The organism is Aeromicrobium sp. (assembly GCF_037719875.1).
GTDB lineage: Bacteria > Actinomycetota > Actinomycetes > Propionibacteriales > Nocardioidaceae > Aeromicrobium.
The window spans coordinates 91777-109057 of sequence record NZ_JBBJMJ010000008.1 but is presented as its reverse complement, the minus strand read 5'-3'; the positions used below and the strand labels follow the sequence as shown (position 1 = coordinate 109057).

The window sequence follows — 17281 nt, the reverse complement described above, 5'->3', positions numbered from 1 at the left end:
TCTTGGAGGCGGGGTCTCAGGCAAAGTCGCCGGCTGACGAGCGGAGCGTGCGCAGCAGCGCGTACGTCTTGTCCTGGTCCTTGTCGCTGAGCCCGTCGATCGCGAAGTCGATAGCCATCAAGGCCTTGGTGGCCTGCTCCAACACGTCCTTGCCCTTGGCGGTCAGCTCGGCGAGCGTACGGCGACGATCGGCCGCGTCCGGCAGGCGTTTGACCAGGCCCTGAGCCTCGAGGCGATCAATCGCGTTGGTGACCGAAGTCGGGTGCACCATGAGCCGCTCGCCGATCTTGCTGAGCGGGAGCGACCCCTCGGCACTGAACGAGATCAGCACCAGCACCTCGTAGCGAGCAAACGTGATGCCGTACGGCTTCAGGGCGCCATCGAGCTCCGCCAGAACCAGTTGCTGGACCCGCATGATGGAGGTTGCGAGCTTCATCGACCTGGAGTCGCCGATGCGGTCGGACCAGATGTCACCAGCCCGCTCGATCGGGTCGAAAGGCAGCTTCGGATCCGTGCTCACGAATTCATTCTAGGCCAGGTTCGCATTTAGTAGGACGACCGACTATTTTAATACCTATGGTTTTGCACCAGCCGAAGCATCCCGTACGTTTCGTCACCGCCTCCGCACTGTTCGACGGCCACGACGCATCGATCAACATCATGCGCCGCATCCTGCAGTCGCAGGGCGCCGAGGTCATCCATCTCGGACACAACCGGTCCGTGCAGGAAGTCGTCGACGCGGCGATCGAGGAGGACGTCCAAGGTGTCGCGGTGAGCTCCTACCAGGGCGGCCACGTCGAGTACTTCGAATATCTCGTCGAGTCACTGCGTGAGCGGGGGGCGGCGCACGTCAAGGTCTACGGCGGCGGCGGCGGCGTCATCGTCCCTGAGGAGATCGAACGGCTCCGCAACGCAGGGGTCACGATCTTCTCCCCCGAGGACGGCCAGCGCCTCGGCCTCGCCGGCATGATCAACACGATGATCGAGGCCTGCGACGTCGACCTCTGGGAAAACGGGCCGTCCGCCGCCGATGCTGTCAGGTCCGGCGAGCGTGGCGCCCTGGCCCGCGCCATCACCGGCGCCGAGCTGGGCCGGCTCGACCCCGAGTTCGTCGACTCGATCCGTACAGCGTCCGAGGCTTCCGGCACCCCGGTGCTCGGCATCACCGGCACGGGCGGCTCCGGCAAGTCCTCGCTGACCGATGAGATCGTGCGGCGGTTCCGGCTCGACCAGCAGGACAAGCTGCGCATCGGTGTCATCGCGGTCGACCCCACCCGCCGTCGCGGCGGCGGGGCGTTGCTCGGCGATCGCATCCGGATGAACTCCCTCGACGGGGACCGGATCTACTTCCGCTCGCTCGCGACCCGCGGAAGCCATGAGCTGCCGGACTGCCTGCCCGACGTTGTCGACCTGTTCAAGGCAGCCGGCTACGACCTGCTGATCGTCGAGACCCCCGGCATCGGTCAGGGCGGCGCGCCGTTCATCATGCCCGGCGAGGCGCCCCTGTCCGGAGGGAGGCAACGGATCGTCGACACCGCGATGTATGTCATGACGCCGGAGTTCGGCGCGGCCTCGCAGCTCGAGAAGATCGACATGCTCGACTTCGCGGACGTCGTCGCGATCAACAAGTTCGAGCGGCGCGGAGCCAAGGACGCCCTGCGGGACGTGGGCCGCCAGCTCGTGCGCAACCGTGAGGCGTTCGGCAAGAAGCCCGAAGACATGCCTGTCTTCGGCACCTCCGCAGCGACGTTCAACGATGACGGCGTGACATCGCTGTTCCACCACCTGATCTCCATCCTCGAACCCCAGGGCCTGGCGGTCTCGGAGGGGATCCTGCCTTCGACCGGCGTCAAGTTTTCCAGCGGCATCGATCAGGTCGTCCCGCCCGAGCGCACCCGCTATCTCACCGAGATCACCGAGACGGTGCGGGCTCACCACGCCACCACCGCCGAGCTGGTCGACAAGGCCCGCCGGCTCCAGCGCCTCGAAGCGGTCGCCGCCGAGCTCCGTTCGGCCGGCTCGACCGGCGAGGAGGTCGGCGCGCTCCTCGAGGACGCTCGACAGCAGCTTCCGGCGGAGGTCGCGGCCCAGATCGAGGGCTGGCCGGCCATCGTCCAGACCTATGCCGGCGACGAGCTCATCGTGCGGGTCCGCGACACCGAGATCCATACGGCGCTGACCCGCGAGTCATTGTCTGGCACCAAGGTCCGCCGCGTCAGCCTGCCGCGGCACACCGACCACGGCGATCTCGTGGCCTACTGGCGCGGAGAGAACCTGCCAGGGCACTTCCCGTTCACTGCAGGCGTGTTCCCGTTCAAGCGTGACGGGGAGGACCCCGCGAGGATGTTCGCCGGCGAGGGTGACCCGTTCCGCACCAACCGGCGCTTCAAGCTGCTCTCGGCCGACGGAGACGCGACTCGCCTGTCGACGGCCTTCGACTCGGTCACGCTCTATGGCCGCGACCCAGATCTCCGCCCAGACATCTATGGCAAGGTCGGCACCTCAGGCGTATCGGTCGCGACGCTGGACGACATGAAGGCGCTCTACGACGGCTTCGACCTGGTCTCGCCCTCGACGTCAGTGTCGATGACGATCAACGGACCCGCGCCGACCGTGCTCGCGTTCTTCCTCAACACCGTGATCGACCAGCAGGTCGACACGTTCCGCGATGAGCATGATCGCGAGCCCGACGCCGAGGAATTCGCGGTGCTGCGGTCATACGCACTGACGAACGTCCGGGGCACGGTCCAGGCCGACATCCTCAAGGAAGACCAGGGGCAGAACACCTGCCTGTTCTCCACCGAGTTCAGCCTGCGGATGATGGCCGACATCCAGGAGTGGTTCATCGCCGAGCAGGTGCGCAACTTCTACTCGGTCAGCATCTCGGGGTATCACATCGCCGAGGCCGGGGCGAACCCCATCAGTCAGCTGGCCTTCACGCTCGCCAACGGCTTCACCTACGTCGAGGCCTATCTCGCCCGCGGGATGGACATCGACGACTTCGCACCCAATCTGTCCTTCTTCTTCTCCAACGGCATGGACGTCGAGTACTCCGTGCTCGGCCGCGTCGCCCGCCGCATCTGGGCCATCACGATGCGGGACAAGTACGGCGCCAACGAGCGCTCGCAGAAGCTCAAGTACCACGTGCAGACGTCTGGTCGCTCCCTGCACGCACAGGAGATGAGCTTCAACGACATCCGCACGACGCTGCAGGCGCTCATCGCGATCTATGACAACGCCAACAGCCTGCACACCAACGCCTATGACGAGGCCGTCACCACGCCGTCGGAGGAGTCGGTCCGCCGCGCGCTCGCGATCCAGCTCGTCATCAACCGCGAGTGGGGTCTGGCGATGAACGAGAACCCGACTCAGGGCGCATACGTCATCGACGAGCTGACCGACCTGCTCGAGGAGGCCGTGCTGGCCGAGTTCGACAGCATCAACGAGCGCGGCGGTGTGCTCGGCGCGATGGAGACCGGCTACCAGCGCGGGCGCATCCAGGACGAGTCGATGATCTACGAGCAGCGCAAGCACGACGGCTCTTTGCCGATCGTCGGCGTCAACACGTTCCGCAATCCCCATGCCGAGGACCTCGAGCCGCCCACCGTCGAGCTGGCCCGGGCCACCGAAGCGGAGAAGTCCTCCCAGCTCGAGCGTGTGCAGGCATTCCACGAGAGCAACCGCGAAGCCGCAGCCGAGGCCATCGACCGGCTCAAGCTCGCCGCGATCAACCATGAGAATGTCTTCGTCGAGCTCATGGCGGCGGCGCGGGTGTGCTCGTTGCAGCAGGTGACCGAGGCATTCTTCGAAGTTGGTGGGCAGTACCGCCGGAATGTCTAGCCCGTTCGGCACATCCGACTCGGTCCGGACGCCTTCTGGCCTGCCCCGCATCCCCCCCCCCCCCCCGTGTTCAGCGTCGTGAGTGGCGAGGTGGGTCACGACGTCGGTGGTCGAGCGCTGCTACGTGTCCAGCAAGGACGTCAGGAGCTGGCGGAAGACCCGGAGCTGGGCGCGCATGGGCTCGGCAGTCCGCAGGGTCCGACACAGCAGGAACGATCCCTCGAAGGTTGCGAAGAGGTGATCGGCCAACTCGTCGGGGTCGGGCGCGTTGGCCACGTCAGCGTGGGCGTACGCGTCTCGCAGCAGCGCGGACACTGCTTGGCGCCAGCCGCGAACCCCCCGCTCCACCTCGTACACCGTCTCGGAATTGAGCAGGTCGCGCTCAGACAGCGCGGCGATGTAGAGGCACGAGGTGTCCTCGGCGACCAGGCTCTCGGCCCATTTCTCGAAGTGGCTGACGAAGGACAGCAATCGGTCGATCGGATTCTCGATGTCGCGGACAGCAGTGAGCCCGGCCTGCATGGTGGCGAGGTCGCTGTCCACCCACCTCTCGACCAGTGCGTGAGCCAGTGCCTGCTTGGAGGCAAAGTGGTGGAAGAACGCTCCCTTGGAGCTGCTCGCGTCCTCCAGGATCTGGTCCACCGAGGTCGCCGAGAAACCCTTGGCCAGCACTAGTCGCTCGGCTGAGTCAAGCAGGCGATCCCGGGTGGCTGCTCCATCGCGAGGCATCTGCCTATTGTTTCAGACCGCTTGGTCTGATACAAACAGACTACTCAGTCTGATACCCGAGGAGACGCCATGATCGACGAGAATCCCCGCAGCAGCGGCCGACGTAGGTTCCCAGCCCAAGAGCCGGGTCGGTTCTTCCTCACTGAGGGCGGGATCGAGACCGAGATCATGTACAAGTGGGGACACGAGCTCCCGGAGTTCGCGATGTACCCGCTGCTCGAGAGGCCCGCTGCCATGGCGGACGTGCGCAGGATGTATCGGGCCTTCCTGGACACCGCAGCCCAGCACGACACAGCGGTCCTCATGGGCGGGCTCGACTACCGTGCCAGCCCAGACTGGGGCAGCCTGCTGGGCTACTCGGCCGCTGGTCTGGCTGAAGCGAACCTGGCCTCGATCCAGTTCTTGCGCGAACTCGCAGCCGAGTACCGCGACGACATCGAGACGATCCTGATCCAGGGGTTCGTCGGTCCTCGCGGTGATGCCTACCAGCGCAACGTGGTGATGGGCCGTGACGAGGCGCAGGAGTACCACTCGGTGCAGCTGGCCACCCTGGCCGAGGCCGACGTCGATCTCGCATGGGCCTTCACATTCAACGACGAGGATGAGGCGATCGGTGTCGCTCGAGCCGCCCGAGCCCTGGATGTCCCCATCGCTGTGTCCTTCACGCTGACCTCCGAGGCGAAGGTGCACTCAGGGTCCACTCTCGAGGCCGCGATCACGACAGTCGATGCAGCAACGGACTCCTCCGTGGAATTCTTCGGCATCAACTGCTCCCACCCCTCGGAGTTCTCACCGGCCCTCACGCCCGGCGACTGGAGCGATCGGATCCGCTCGTTGCGTCCCAACGCCTCGAAGATGGAGAAGATCGCGCTCTGTCAGCTCGGACACCTCGAGGAGGGCGACCCCGTCGAGCTTGCGGAACTGATGGGCGGGCTGGCCCGCCGCTATCCGCTGATCGACATATGGGGCGGGTGTTGCGGAACCGGGGCCGAACATCTGGACCTGATCGCGAGCACAGTTGGCCCTGCCCGCGAGGGTGCCGACCCGTCGGCCAGCATCCTCACGAATCAGCGCAGGTCAGCCCGGTGAGCCGAATGTGCAGATGAACCGGCGCGCGTTGGCCGGGTCCAAAGCGTTGGACACCATGTGCCACACGTTGAGGTCGTATGCCTCACCGATGTGCCCAACCGGGTCGAGCGGGCAGATGTCCTGCACATAGAGATTCTTGACGCCGGGCTCGCGGACGAACGACGTCTCGGTCGGGTCACCAGCTCGTCATAGCGCGACGTGATGATCGTGTAGTCGACACCCGGCTGCGCGATCGGACCGTCGGTCAGCACCTTGACCGCGTCACCGTCAGGGCCGAGATCGGTGCACGCCGGGCAGCCGAACCTCTTGAGGACCGTGTCGACGGTTCCCCGGCCTCCGAACAAGTAGGCGAGGTTGTAGAGCCCGGCGAAGCTCGTCCCGTGCGTCGGCGGAGCGATCGCGACGACCTTGTCGATCCGCGAGGAGATCCCCTGGGTCTTGGTGACGTACAGCGTCTGGAATCCACCCTCGGAGTGACCCACCAGGTCGACCTTGGCCGCACCGGTCTCGGCGAGCACCCGCTGGGTGAACTCCTTGATCTCGACGGACGACTCCGAGATCGCCTTGAGCCCCCCGACGAAGGGGAATCCGTCATAGTCTCCGTACGTCAGGCTGAAGGTGCAATAGCCCTTGCGAGCGAGGTCGGCCTGAAGGAAGTTGAGATCTTCGTAGTAGGTGGCCCCCAGCCCATGCAGGACCACGACCGGCTCGGGGTGGGCTGCGCTGGGCTTGCAGTTCCAGTCGTTGTTACCCCCGGCAGCTGCGGCCTCGGCTGGAGCCGCGACAAACATCGCTGAGGCAACCAGGCCCAGCAATCCGGCTGTGAGGGTATGGACGATCCGTGACCGCATGGGACTCTCCGCTTCTGCGTGAAACTCGATACCGACCGGTATTGAATACCCACGAGTATGCGAATGCCCTATGCTGGTGTCAAGGCCCCGACGTGATCTGGGACACAGACTGCCGACATCAGGAGCAAGCGATGCCCGACTCCCCTACTGCCGTCGCGAACCCGCCCAAGACCCCCGCCTCCCGTGTTCGCCCCACGCGACGAGAGACCCGCCAGAGCGTCCTCGACGCCGCGCTCGAGGTCTTCGGCGAGCACGGGATCGCGGCCAGCTCGCTGACCGATGTCGCGGCTGCGGCCGGCTTGACCAAGGGTGCGGTCTATTCCAGCTTTGCGTCCAAGGACGATCTGGTGCTGGCGCTCATGGAGGACCACGCGATGCAGCGCATCACAGCGAGCCTGGCCGGCGTGGCCGCCGCCGTCGACCCGCACGAAATCGTGAACAATGTCGCGGCGGTGCTCGTTCGGGAGATGCGCACCGATGCCGCGTGGCACCGCCTGCTGGCCGAATACTTCGCCATGGCGCACCGCGACCCCCGGCTCAAGGAGGCACTGCGCGAGCGGCGAGCAGAAGCGAGGGCCGCTGTCGTACGGGCGCTCGACACGCTGACCGAGGTCCACGGGATCGAGTTCCCGCTGCCGATCGAGGAGATGGCTGTCTTGCTGTTCGCACTCAGCAACGGTTTGGCGGTCGAGTCGGGAATCGACCCCGACGCGGTGCCGGACGATCTGCTCGGCAAGGTCTTGACCCTGCTCGCGCCCGAAGCCATCACGCTGTTGAACCAAGCGGGCCAGGATCCGACAGGCGGCGCAGCGTGAATCCCGGTCGCGGCGTCACGGTCGTCACCGACACGCTGCACGCCCTCAGCGTCCTGCGGCAGGCCGGCCTCGTCGAGCCGACCCGTCCACTCCTGATGGCCCGGTCCATCATCGCCCCCCGACGGCTGGGCCCGATCGCGGGTGCAGTGGCGATGTCCGCACGGCGCAGCGGCAGCAATGTCGCGGTCATCGACGAGCGGGGCTCATTGACGTACGCCGAGCTGGAGGCCCGCGCCAATGCTCTGGCAAGGGCCTGGACCGATCTGGGGGTCAAGCCCGGCGACGTCGTGGCTGCTCTGTGCCGTGACCACCGCGGACTGATCGACGTCATGGTCGCGGCCGGCAAGTCCGGGGCGCGGCTGGTGCTGCTCAACACGGGGTTCGCCAAACCCCAGCTCGCCGATGTGGCGACCCGCGAAGGCGTACGCCTGCTGGTCGCCGACGAGGAGTTCGTCGACCTCCTGAGCGCCGTGGGTGAGGACGTCATCACCGTGATCGGCTGGTCCGATGGGGGCGACCCCACTCGTCCCACCCTCGACGCGCTGATCGACGCCTACGACTCCGCCCCGGTCCCGGCACCCCCGTCGCAGGGCGGGATGGTCCTGCTGACCGGCGGGACCACGGGCACACCCAAGGGCGCACCCCGGCAGATCAGCAACTCGCTGGTCGCCGCACAGTTCCTCGAGCGCGTGCCTCAACGGCGTGGGGACGTCGTCGTGGTAGCCGCCCCGATCTTCCACGGCACAGGTCTGTCGCAGTTCATCATGGCGCTCGTGCTGGGATCGACGACGGTCCTGCGCAGGCGGTTCGATCCCGAGGCGGTGATCCGCGATGTCGCCGACAACCGCGGCACGGTGCTGGTCGTCGTGCCCACGATGCTCCAGCGCATCCTCGCCCTGGGGGACGAGACCCTGTCGACCCTGGACACCTCGTCGCTGCGGATCATCATGACTGCGGGAGCGGCGCTGCCACCTGACCTCGGCGACCGGGTGACCGAGGCATTCGGGCCCGTGGTGCACAACCTCTACGGCTGCACCGAGGTGGCCCTGGCGACCGTGGCGATGCCTGAGGACTGGGCCATCGCACCGGGGACGGTCGGCCGCGCACCTCGGGGGATCTCGGTCAAGCTGTTCGACGACGAGGACCAGGAGATCACGTCCCCCGGCACCTCTGGTCGCATCTTCGTCAACAACGGGCTCACGTTCGAGGGCTACACAGGTGGCGGCACCAAGCCGGTCATCGGCGCGCACATGGGGACCGGCGACACCGGCCACTGGGACGAGCACGGCTTGCTCTTCGTCGACGGCCGGGACGACGACATGATCGTCTCCGGCGGCGAGAACGTCTTCCCCGCGGAGATCGAGGCACTCGTCGAGGCCATGCCCGGGATCGAGGATGTCGCGACCATGCCGGTCGACGATGCCGACTTCGGCACCAGGCTGCGACTGTTCGTGGTCGCCGGCGACGGTGCCCCGAGTGAGAGCGAGATCAAGGACCACATCCGGGCCAACCTCGCCCGGTTCAAGGTCCCGCGAGATGTGCTCTTCGTCGACGAGATCCCCCACACCGCCGTGGGCAAGGTCGATCGCCGCGGATTGTCCGCACTCGCGACCTAGGACGAGCTCAGCGGGCGAGGTCGCGCGAGATCACGAGGCGCTGGATCTGGTTGGTGCCCTCGAAGATCTGCATGACCTTGGCCTCACGCATATGGCGCTCGACCGGGAAGTCACGGGTGTAGCCGGCTCCACCGAGGACCTGGACGGCATCGGTGGTGACCTTCATGGCGTTGTCGGTGCAGACCAGCTTGGCGATCGAGGCCTGCCGGGAGAATGGCTCGCCGGCATCCTTGCGCCGGGCGGCGGACAGGTAAGTCGCCCGGGCCGACTCCACGGCTGCGGCCATGTCGGCCAGCACGAACCCCAGGCCCTGGTGGTCGATGATCGCCTTGCCGAACGCCTGCCGCTCCTTGGCATACGCCACCGCGGCATCCAGCGCGCCCTGCGCCAAGCCCGTGGCGACCGCGGCGATGCCGAGGCGCCCCGAGTCCAAACCGGCCAGCGCGATCGGAAGCCCCTGACCCTCATCACCGAGGCGACGACCGACCGGGATCCGTACGTCGTTGAAGATCATCGTGGCCGTGGTCGAACCCATCAGCCCCATCTTCTGCTCCGGATTGTCCGCCGACAGCCCGTTCGCATCGGCGGGGACCAGGAAGCAGGAGATCCCGCGTCCACCGTCGTCTGACGTGCGAGCCATGACCTTGTAGAAGTCAGCCTGGCCGCCATGCGTGGTCCACGCCTTCGCGCCGTTGATGACATAGGAGTCGCCCTCCCGCACGGCCTTGGTGCGCATCGCTGCCGGATCGGAGCCCGCGTGCGCCTCAGACAGGCAATAGGCCCCCAGCTGCTCCCCGGACAACATCTCCGGCAGCCACTGCTCGCGCTGCTCGTCGGTGCCCGCGGTGAACAAGCCGAAGCACGACAGCGCGTGGACGCTGACCCCCACGCCGACCGAAGCCGACACCGACGCGATCTCCTCGAGCACCTGGAGATAGACCTCGTACGACTGACCGCCCCCGCCGAGCTCCTCGGGATAGGGCAGCGACAACAACCCCGCCCGTCCCAACGTGCGGAACACCTCGCGAGGGAACTCCCCCGACGCCTCGAACCCGGCGACCTTCGGCGCCAGCTCCCTGGCCACGATGTCGCGGGTCAACCCGATCAGGTCCGAGGACTCCTCGGTCGGCATCAGGCGGGAGGCAGGCATGACCACAGCCTACGGCGACGCGTGGCGACCAGGACTCCCTCGGGTGGGTGCGCGAGGGGGCACGTATCGTCGCGGGAGTGACCACCCTCCCCACGTACGCCCAAGTCCTCGAGCTGCCCGAGACCATCCGCAGGACCGTCCCGGTCGAATATCTCGACGAGAACGACCACATGAACATCGGTCGCTATCTCGAGGTCGCGGCCGAGGCCGTCTGGTTCCGCTACACCGCGATCGGCATGGGCCAGGCCTACATCGACGAGCGACGGTTGACGACGTTCACGGTCGAGCACCACCTGCGCTATCTGTCCGAGCTCCGCCTCGGCGATGACTTCTCGGTGCACGTTCGTCCGATCGAGCGCTCGGCCAAGGCGCTCCACAGCATGGCGTTCGTGCTGGACCGTACGCGTGAGCGGCTCGCATTCACCTTCGAGGACATGCTCGTCCATGTCGGCATGGACACCCGCCGCACGCAGGACTTCCCCGACGACATCGCCACGGCTCTCGACGGCACCATCGCAGCAGCCGCCGGGCTCGACTGGCATGCACCGGTCTGCGGCGTGATGGGCATACGCCGGCGCGAACGGGTGTGACGGGCCGACATGTGGGTATCCCTCGTGGTGGACAGCTAGATCGCCCCCATCCGGGGTCGCACTGTCCCGAGAAGAGGTAGATCGACATGGACGACAACAAGTGGTGGATCTGGCTGATCATCGCCATAGCCCTCCTTGCCCTCATCGCCTTCCTGGCGACCGCCGCCAAGCGCAAGGCCGCGGCCCAAAAGGCCGAGCGCGATCGGCACCGGGCAGGTGAGCTCCGCGAGGAAGCTCAGGCGACCGGCATCGAGGTCAGCCGTCGCGAGGCTGACGCAGCGACCGCCCGCGCGGACGCCGAGCAGGCGAGGGTGGCTGCCGAGCAGCTCGAGCGCGAAGCGCATCAGCACGAGAACCAGGCCGCGCACGTACGCAGCGATGTCGACGAACGTCTGGCCGAGGCCGACCGGATCGACCCGGACGCAGGCCGCGACACGGTCGGCCACGAAGGCGATCGGGAGCATACGCTCAACGATCCTGATCGGGGCCAGACACTCAACGACCCGGACCGGGATCGAACGCTCAACGATCCTGATCGGGGCCAGACACTCAACGACCCGGACCGGGTCACCGACGACCGGGGACCCGCTGACGGCACCCGCCACGTCGAACGGCCGCGCGACGACCGCCGGGACACGCTCTAACGGTCTCTAGGGTGAGGGCATGAGCGCCTCGACAACGGACGACCTCGGCCACCCGGTCGATCTCGGCCGTCCCGCCTGCCGGGTCGTGTCGCTCGTGCCCTCACTCACCGAGGCGGTCGCCGCGACCCGCCCAGATGCCTTGGTCGGCGCGACCGAGTGGTGCTCCCACCCCGCCGGCCTCGAGGTCCCGCGCGTGCGCGGCACCAAGAATCCGGACCGCTCGGCCATCGCGGCACTACGGCCCGACCTCGTGCTGGCCAACCGCGAGGAAAATCGCGAGCTCGACATCCGCCGGCTCCGTGACGACGGGATCGCCGTGTGGGTCACGGTGATCGAGACCGTCGATGAGGCATTCACGTCGATGGCCCGGATGTTCACCGCCGGACTCGGCTGGGATGAGCCGGCGTGGCTCGGTCAAGCCCGCAACGTGTGGGCCGCCCCCGCCCCGCACTCGGGGCGGCGCGTCGCCATCGCGATATGGCGCGATCCTTGGATGGTCGTCGGATCCCAGACGTTCACAGGCGACATGATCGACCGGCTCGGCCTGGTCAACGCATTCGGCGCCAGCCATGACCGCTACCCGCGCGTCGAGCTGACCGACATCGACGCCGCGGGCGTGGATCTCGTGCTGCTGCCAGACGAGCCCTACGTCTTCACGCCGGACGACGGGCCCGAGGCCTTCGCCCGTACGCCCACGACACTCGTGTCGGGACGATCTCTCACCTGGTATGGCCCCTCGATGCTCACCGCTCGCGCCGAGCTGGAGGCCGCGCTGCGCTAGCTCCGGGGGTCCTGCCTGATCGTCTCGAGGCCTTCGGCCGCGTCTGCCTCGGCGGCCTTGCGAGCAGCCGCGCGCGACACCGCCTTGCGCGGCGAACGCGCCTCGACCGTGACCGGCTTGAGCGCGACGACCGGCGGGGTCTCCCCGACGATCGCGTTGTGGCTGCCCCACACGAGGTACTTGGCGGTCAGGTTGATCATCGTCGCGAACCGGTTGCGGTTGCCCAACAGCGTCGCGACGTGCAGGCCGACCCAGATGACCCATGCCGGGAAGCCGGTCAGGCGCGGGAGGAACTTGATCTCTGCGACCGCCGACGAGCGGCCGATGGTCGCCATCGTGCCCTTGTCCTTGTAGCTGAACGGCTTGACGGTCTTCTTGCCATCGAGCTCGGCCCGGATGACCTTGGCCACGTGCTTGCCACCCTGGATCGCCGGCTGCGCAAGCTGAGGCAGCGGCTCATCGGGACTGACCGAGACGTCGCCGATCGCGTAGACATTGTCGACACCCTTGACCCGCAGGTGCTCGTCGGTCTCGATGCGCCCTCCGCGCCCCTGGGGCACCGCCCAGTCCTGGACCGTGGGGTGGGCCGTGATGCCGCTGGCCCACACGACGATGCCGGCCAGAAGGAACTCCTCGACGCCGTCGTGCTCGACGAGCACGCCGTCCTCCCGGACCTCCTTGACCGCAGTGCCGAGCCGCAGGTCGACGTCGCGCTTCTCGAGTGACTTGCGCGCATAGTCGCGCAGCTTGGGATGGAACGGGCCGAGTACGTGCGGCAGCATCTCGATCAGCGTGATGTGCACGCGGTTGCGGTCGAGCTCGGGATAGGTGACGGGCATGTCGTTGTTGCGCAGCTCGGCGAACGCGCCAGCGGTCTCCACACCGGTGGCTCCGCCGCCCACGACGATGATCCGCAGGTCGCGGTCCTGGCCGTTGACCGCGGCATCCTCCAGGCTCGCGAACATCCGGTCGCGCACGGCCAGCGCCTGCGAGCGGCGATAGAGCGGCATCGCGAACTGCTCAGCGCCGGGAATGCCGAAGTAGTTGGCCGTCACGCCCACGGCGATCACGAGGTGGTCGTACTTGACCTCGACACCGCCGTCGAGCTTGAGCGTCTGTGCCTCGTGATCCATCGACACGACCAGGCCCTTGAGGAAGCGCACGTTGCTCTGCTTGGCACGGATCGCGCGAAGGAACCAGGTGATGTCGCCGGGGTTGAGGCTCGCGGTCGCAACCTGGTAGAGGAGCGGCTGGAACGTGTTGTAGGTGTGCCGGTCGATCAGCGTCACATCGACGTCGGCGCGCTTGAGCTTGCGGACGGCGGCAATGCCTCCGAATCCGCCGCCAACGACGACGACATGGGGGCGTTTTTGACCGGAGACGGCGCTTTCAGGCATGCCCTCAGTCTATCGACCGTCGCGGGTGCGATGCACACCGCGGGCGACCGCTGTGACCACTCTTACGTACGACTCGCGCGCATGACCCGATCGGCTACCTGCCGTCGTGACGACGCCGACGCAGGAGCAGGATCGACGAGACGCCCACCGCAACGAGGCTGAGGGGCAGGACGACCCACGAGAGGATCGCGAGCTGGTCGTAGCTGTCACGGATCTCAGCCTCGGTGAGATCCATCCAGTTCATCTCCGAGTCCAGCTGCTGTTGCACCAGCCGGTCGAGCGCGAGCTCGTACATCATGAGGTAGATGCCGCAACCGAGCGCGACCATCGACGAGATGCTCAGCGTGACGATCGCGAGGATCTTGGGGACATCCGTCGTCCTCGGGGCGGGGGGCTGGCCGACCATGTGGTGCGCAACCGGGGGCTGGCCGACCGGGCCGACCTGGCCGACCGGTGTTGAGGGCGCCGGAGGAGCGGTCACCACGGGTGCCGGCAGCGGCTTGCCACTGAGCAGCGCGAACCATTGACGCACGTCCGCGGTCCAGAGCTGGATGACGCACGAGACCGTCACGACACTGAGGACGACCGCGAGGAAAGAACCCAGGCCCCAGCCCACGAGCGCCATCAGCGGGGCCGTGATCGTGAGCAGGATGCGGCTCGCCACGTGCCCGAGCGCCGTGTAGATCGCGAAGACCGCGACTCCCCCGCCGAGGATCGCGAGGATCGCGAGATAGATCCGGAAGGTCGTCTCCGCATCGCCGCGGTTGAGACCCCCTTCGACGAGCGGGTCGGTGAATTGCTTGACCTGCTTCTCAGCGCTCTCGGAGTACCAGTTGGTCAGGATGACGACGGCCTGGATGACCTGGAAGGCGCCGATCAGCGCGAGGTATGCGCACGTCATCACCAATCTCGGCGGACGTTCGGAGCGCTTCTCGACCATGCCCCAATCTCACCACGAAGCCCCTGGGACGGGTCAGGCCGCCTTGACCGTCAGCTCGTCGGCGCCAGCTTCCCGGTCCACGACAACCGTGTCGCCATCTCGGATCTCGCCACCCAGCAGGGACCGCGCGAGCCGGTCGCCGATCGCTTGCTGCACGAGTCGGCGCAGCGGACGTGCGCCATAGGCCGGGTCCCAGCCCGTGAGCGCGAGCCACTCACGCGCGGCGGGGGTGACGTCGAGCGCGATGCGGCGGGCCGCCAACCGCTTGGCGAGCGCCGCCACCTGCAGATCCACGATGTGCGCCAGCTCGTCGGTGCCAAGAGCATCGAACATCACGATCTCGTCGAGGCGATTGAGGAACTCGGGCTTGAACGAGGCCTTCACGACCTCCAGGACGGCCTCCCGCTTGGCTGAGTCGTCGAGCGTCGGATCGCTGAGATAGACCGAGCCGAGATTCGACGTGAGGATCAAGATGGCGTTGCGGAAGTCGACCGTACGCCCCTGGCCGTCGGTGAGTCGCCCGTCGTCGAGCACCTGCAGGAGGATGTCGAAGACCTCCGGATGCGCCTTTTCGACCTCGTCGAGCAGGACCACCGAGTAGGGGCGCCGTCGGACGGCCTCGGTGAGCTGACCGCCCTCGTCATAGCCGACATATCCCGGAGGCGCTCCGACGAGCCGACTGACCGAGTGCTTCTCGGAGTACTCACTCATGTCGATGCGGACGATGGCCCGTTCGTCGTCGAACAAGAACTCAGCCAGCGTCTTGGCGAGCTCGGTCTTGCCGACGCCGGTCGGGCCGAGGAACAGGAACGAGCCGGTCGGCCGGTCCGGGTCTGCGATGCCGGCCCGCGAGCGGCGTACGGCATCGGAGACGGCCGTGACCGCGGTCCGTTGTCCGATCAGCCGTTTGCCGAGCTCATCCTCCATGCGCAGGAGCTTGCCGGTCTCCCCCTCGAGCAGCCGGCCCGTGGGGATGCCGGTCCAGGCCGCGACGACCTCGGCGACATCGTCGGCACCGACCTCCTCGTGGACCATCGAGTCACCCTCTTGGGCCGCCTCGGCGGCCTGGGCCTGCTCGAGCTGGGTCTCCAGCGTGGGGATCTCGGCATACAGCAGCCGGCTCGCGGTCTCCATGTCGCCATCACGCTGTGCCCGTTCGGCGGTGCTCCGCACCTCGTCGATCCGCTCCTTGATCTCGCCGACTGCGTTGAGAGCCTGCTTCTCACGCTCCCACCGGGACTCGAGGGCACGCAGGGCCTCCTGCTTGTCGGCGAGCTCGATGCGGAGCTTGGCGAGACGATCGCGACTGGCAGCGTCGGCCTCCTTTGCGAGGTGCAGCTCCTCCATGTGGAGCCGGTCGACGGCGCGGCGGAGCTCGTCGATCTCGATGGGGCTGGAGTCGATCTCCATGCGGAGGCGGCTGCTGGCCTCATCGATCAGGTCGATCGCCTTGTCAGGCAGCTGACGACCGGGGATGTAGCGGTCCGAGAGGGTGGCCGCTGCCACCAGCGCGGCATCCGAGATCGACACCTTGTGGTGGGCCTCGTAGCGCTCCTTGAGCCCGCGCAGGATCGCGATGGTGTCCTCCGGGGTCGGTTCACCGACGAACACCTGCTGGAACCGGCGCTCCAAGGCCGGATCCTTCTCGATCCGCTCCCGGTACTCATCCAGAGTCGTCGCACCGATCATCCGCAGCTCGCCACGCGCCAGCATGGGCTTGAGCATGTTGCCGGCGTCCATGGCGCTGTCGCCTCCGGCGCCTGCCCCCACCACGGTGTGCAGCTCGTCGATGAAGGTGATGACCTGGCCGTCGGACTCCTTGATCTCGGTCAGGACGGCCTTGAGCCGCTCCTCGAACTCGCCGCGATACTTCGCACCCGCGACCATGGCCGCGAGGTCGAGCGAGATGAGCCGGCGACCGCGCAGGGACTCCGGCACGTCGCCCGCGACAATCCGCTGGGCAAGACCCTCGACGACGGCGGTCTTGCCGACGCCGGGCTCACCGATCAGCACGGGATTGTTCTTCGTACGCCGCGAGAGCACCTGGATCACCCGGCGGATCTCGCTGTCGCGACCGATGACGGGATCGAGCTTGCCGTCACGAGCCACCTCGGTGAGATCGACGCCATACTTCTGCAGGGACTGGTAGGTGTCCTCGGAGTCCGGGCTCGTCACGCGAGCGGTCCCACGGACCGCGGCAAAAGCGGCGCGGAGCGACTCGGCGGTCGCGCCTGCATCCGTGAGGAGCTTCTTGGCACTCGACTCCACGGTCGCGATGCCAACGGTCAGGTGCTCGGTCGACACGAAGTCATCACCGCCGGTGTCGGCGAGGTCCTGGGCGCGCTGGAGCACCTCGTGGCTCGAGCGGGACAGTCCCGGGTTCTGCACGCTGGCGCCACTGGCTGACGGCAGGGCCTCGAGCACCGACTTCAGCTCGGTGCGTACCGACCGGGCGTCGACTCCAGCGGCTTCGAGCAGCGGTGCGGCGGTGCCGCCGTCCTGGCCGAGGAGGCTGGCCAGGAGGTGGGCCGGCTCGACGGCAGGGTTGCCCGCAGCGGCGGCGGCCGAGATGGCGCTGCCCAGAGCCTGCTGACTACGCGTCGTGAACTTCGCAAGGTCCATAGGGGTCTCCTGGGGTCGAGAGGATCGTCAGGTATGTCAACAATCCCAAAGTTGAGTCCATTCCTATCAACCTCCCCTCTCAGTGGTTTACCACGGTCCCTAGGCAAACGTCGTCCGCCCGCAGGAAGCCGTTGGGTTCCGCCGTCCGCCCGAGGCAAAGGTCGTCCGCCCGAGGGAGATCTCCCTCGGGCAGACGACTCTTGCCTAGGGACCGTGG

General features: G+C 67.2%; 14 protein-coding genes. 7 read left to right on the top strand and 7 right to left on the bottom strand.

The features are described from left to right. Nucleotides 1–16: 16 nt before the first annotated feature. Nucleotides 17–520 carry a MarR family transcriptional regulator gene (locus tag WKF39_RS09830; protein ID WP_340387844.1) on the bottom strand — a complete coding sequence of 168 codons (504 nt, stop codon included), beginning with the start codon at nucleotides 518–520 and terminating at the stop codon, nucleotides 17–19. Nucleotides 521–576: 56 nt separating this feature from the next. Between WKF39_RS09830 and icmF the strand changes: the two genes are divergently transcribed. Continuing rightward, nucleotides 577–3840 (top strand): fused isobutyryl-CoA mutase/GTPase IcmF, encoded by a 3264-nt coding sequence (gene icmF / locus WKF39_RS09825; RefSeq protein WP_340387842.1) that lies wholly within the window; start codon nucleotides 577–579, stop codon nucleotides 3838–3840. 120 nt (nucleotides 3841–3960) lie between these two features. Here icmF and WKF39_RS09820 read toward each other — a convergent pair whose 3' ends face one another. Continuing rightward, a complete protein-coding gene (locus tag WKF39_RS09820) occupies nucleotides 3961–4569 on the bottom strand; it encodes a TetR family transcriptional regulator (RefSeq protein ID WP_340387840.1) in 609 nt (202 codons plus the stop codon). A gap of 69 nt (nucleotides 4570–4638) precedes the next feature. Between WKF39_RS09820 and WKF39_RS09815 the strand changes: the two genes are divergently transcribed. Beyond that, the gene (locus tag WKF39_RS09815; RefSeq protein WP_340387838.1) at nucleotides 4639–5658 is read left to right on the top strand and encodes a homocysteine S-methyltransferase family protein; all 1020 of its coding nucleotides are present in this window, start codon (nucleotides 4639–4641) and stop codon (nucleotides 5656–5658) included. On the opposite strand, the gene WKF39_RS09810 is transcribed toward WKF39_RS09815, so the two are convergent. After that, on the bottom strand, nucleotides 5637–6509 hold the full coding sequence (locus WKF39_RS09810; protein WP_340387836.1) for an alpha/beta fold hydrolase: 873 nt from the start codon (nucleotides 6507–6509) through the stop codon (nucleotides 5637–5639). The genes WKF39_RS09815 and WKF39_RS09810 overlap by 22 nt on opposite strands. 131 nt (nucleotides 6510–6640) lie before the next feature. On the opposite strand from WKF39_RS09810, the gene WKF39_RS09805 reads away from it, so the two are divergent. Further along, nucleotides 6641–7324 carry a TetR family transcriptional regulator gene (locus WKF39_RS09805; RefSeq protein WP_340387833.1) on the top strand — a complete coding sequence of 228 codons (684 nt, stop codon included), beginning with the start codon at nucleotides 6641–6643 and terminating at the stop codon, nucleotides 7322–7324. Then, a complete protein-coding gene (locus WKF39_RS09800) occupies nucleotides 7321–8940 on the top strand; it encodes an AMP-binding protein (RefSeq protein ID WP_340387831.1) in 1620 nt (539 codons plus the stop codon). The genes WKF39_RS09805 and WKF39_RS09800 overlap by 4 nt, the downstream gene beginning before the upstream one ends. Before the next feature lie 7 nt (nucleotides 8941–8947). On the opposite strand, the gene WKF39_RS09795 is transcribed toward WKF39_RS09800, so the two are convergent. Next, nucleotides 8948–10090 carry an acyl-CoA dehydrogenase family protein gene (locus WKF39_RS09795; RefSeq protein WP_340387829.1) on the bottom strand — a complete coding sequence of 381 codons (1143 nt, stop codon included), beginning with the start codon at nucleotides 10088–10090 and terminating at the stop codon, nucleotides 8948–8950. Between the two features lie 77 nt (nucleotides 10091–10167). On the opposite strand from WKF39_RS09795, the gene WKF39_RS09790 reads away from it, so the two are divergent. From WKF39_RS09790 to WKF39_RS09780, 3 genes are all read left to right on the top strand, one after another. After that, nucleotides 10168–10680 (top strand): thioesterase family protein, encoded by a 513-nt coding sequence (locus tag WKF39_RS09790; protein WP_340387827.1) that lies wholly within the window; start codon nucleotides 10168–10170, stop codon nucleotides 10678–10680. 86 nt (nucleotides 10681–10766) lie between these two features. Further along, nucleotides 10767–11324: a hypothetical protein gene (locus WKF39_RS09785; protein WP_340387826.1), complete on the top strand. Its 558-nt coding sequence runs from the start codon at nucleotides 10767–10769 to the stop codon at nucleotides 11322–11324. 19 nt (nucleotides 11325–11343) lie between these two features. Then, nucleotides 11344–12105: a helical backbone metal receptor gene (locus WKF39_RS09780; RefSeq protein ID WP_340387824.1), complete on the top strand. Its 762-nt coding sequence runs from the start codon at nucleotides 11344–11346 to the stop codon at nucleotides 12103–12105. Here WKF39_RS09780 and WKF39_RS09775 read toward each other — a convergent pair. The 3 genes from WKF39_RS09775 to clpB all read right to left on the bottom strand — a co-directional run bounded on the left by WKF39_RS09775 (nucleotide 12102) and on the right by clpB (nucleotide 17064). Next, nucleotides 12102–13502, bottom strand: coding sequence for an NAD(P)/FAD-dependent oxidoreductase (locus tag WKF39_RS09775; RefSeq protein WP_340387822.1), 1401 nt, complete (start codon nucleotides 13500–13502; stop codon nucleotides 12102–12104). The two genes, WKF39_RS09780 and WKF39_RS09775, sit on opposite strands and share 4 nt — an antisense overlap. 94 nt (nucleotides 13503–13596) lie before the next feature. Next, nucleotides 13597–14442, bottom strand: a complete 846-nt coding sequence (locus WKF39_RS09770) for a hypothetical protein (RefSeq protein WP_340387820.1) — start codon at nucleotides 14440–14442, stop codon at nucleotides 13597–13599. Nucleotides 14443–14475: 33 nt separating this feature from the next. Further along, complete coding sequence (gene clpB / locus WKF39_RS09765; RefSeq protein WP_340387818.1) at nucleotides 14476–17064, bottom strand: ATP-dependent chaperone ClpB; 2589 nt, start codon at nucleotides 17062–17064, stop codon at nucleotides 14476–14478. Nucleotides 17065–17281 lie beyond the last annotated feature (217 nt).

Excerpts from the sequence above, each read along its gene's own strand:
- icmF (WP_340387842.1), top strand. The coding sequence starts at position 577 with ATGGTTTTGCACCAGCCGAAGCATCCCGTACGTTTCGTCACCGCCTCC.
- WKF39_RS09820 (WP_340387840.1), bottom strand. The coding sequence starts at position 4,569 with ATGCCTCGCGATGGAGCAGCCACCCGGGATCGCCTGCTTGACTCAGCC.
- WKF39_RS09815 (WP_340387838.1), top strand. The coding sequence starts at position 4,639 with ATGATCGACGAGAATCCCCGCAGCAGCGGCCGACGTAGGTTCCCAGCC.
- WKF39_RS09810 (WP_340387836.1), bottom strand. The coding sequence starts at position 6,509 with ATGCGGTCACGGATCGTCCATACCCTCACAGCCGGATTGCTGGGCCTG.
- WKF39_RS09805 (WP_340387833.1), top strand. The coding sequence starts at position 6,641 with ATGCCCGACTCCCCTACTGCCGTCGCGAACCCGCCCAAGACCCCCGCC.
- WKF39_RS09795 (WP_340387829.1), bottom strand. The coding sequence starts at position 10,090 with ATGCCTGCCTCCCGCCTGATGCCGACCGAGGAGTCCTCGGACCTGATC.
- WKF39_RS09785 (WP_340387826.1), top strand. The coding sequence starts at position 10,767 with ATGGACGACAACAAGTGGTGGATCTGGCTGATCATCGCCATAGCCCTC.
- WKF39_RS09780 (WP_340387824.1), top strand. The coding sequence starts at position 11,344 with ATGAGCGCCTCGACAACGGACGACCTCGGCCACCCGGTCGATCTCGGC.
- WKF39_RS09775 (WP_340387822.1), bottom strand. The coding sequence starts at position 13,502 with ATGCCTGAAAGCGCCGTCTCCGGTCAAAAACGCCCCCATGTCGTCGTC.
- WKF39_RS09770 (WP_340387820.1), bottom strand. The coding sequence starts at position 14,442 with ATGGTCGAGAAGCGCTCCGAACGTCCGCCGAGATTGGTGATGACGTGC.
- clpB (WP_340387818.1), bottom strand. The coding sequence starts at position 17,064 with ATGGACCTTGCGAAGTTCACGACGCGTAGTCAGCAGGCTCTGGGCAGC.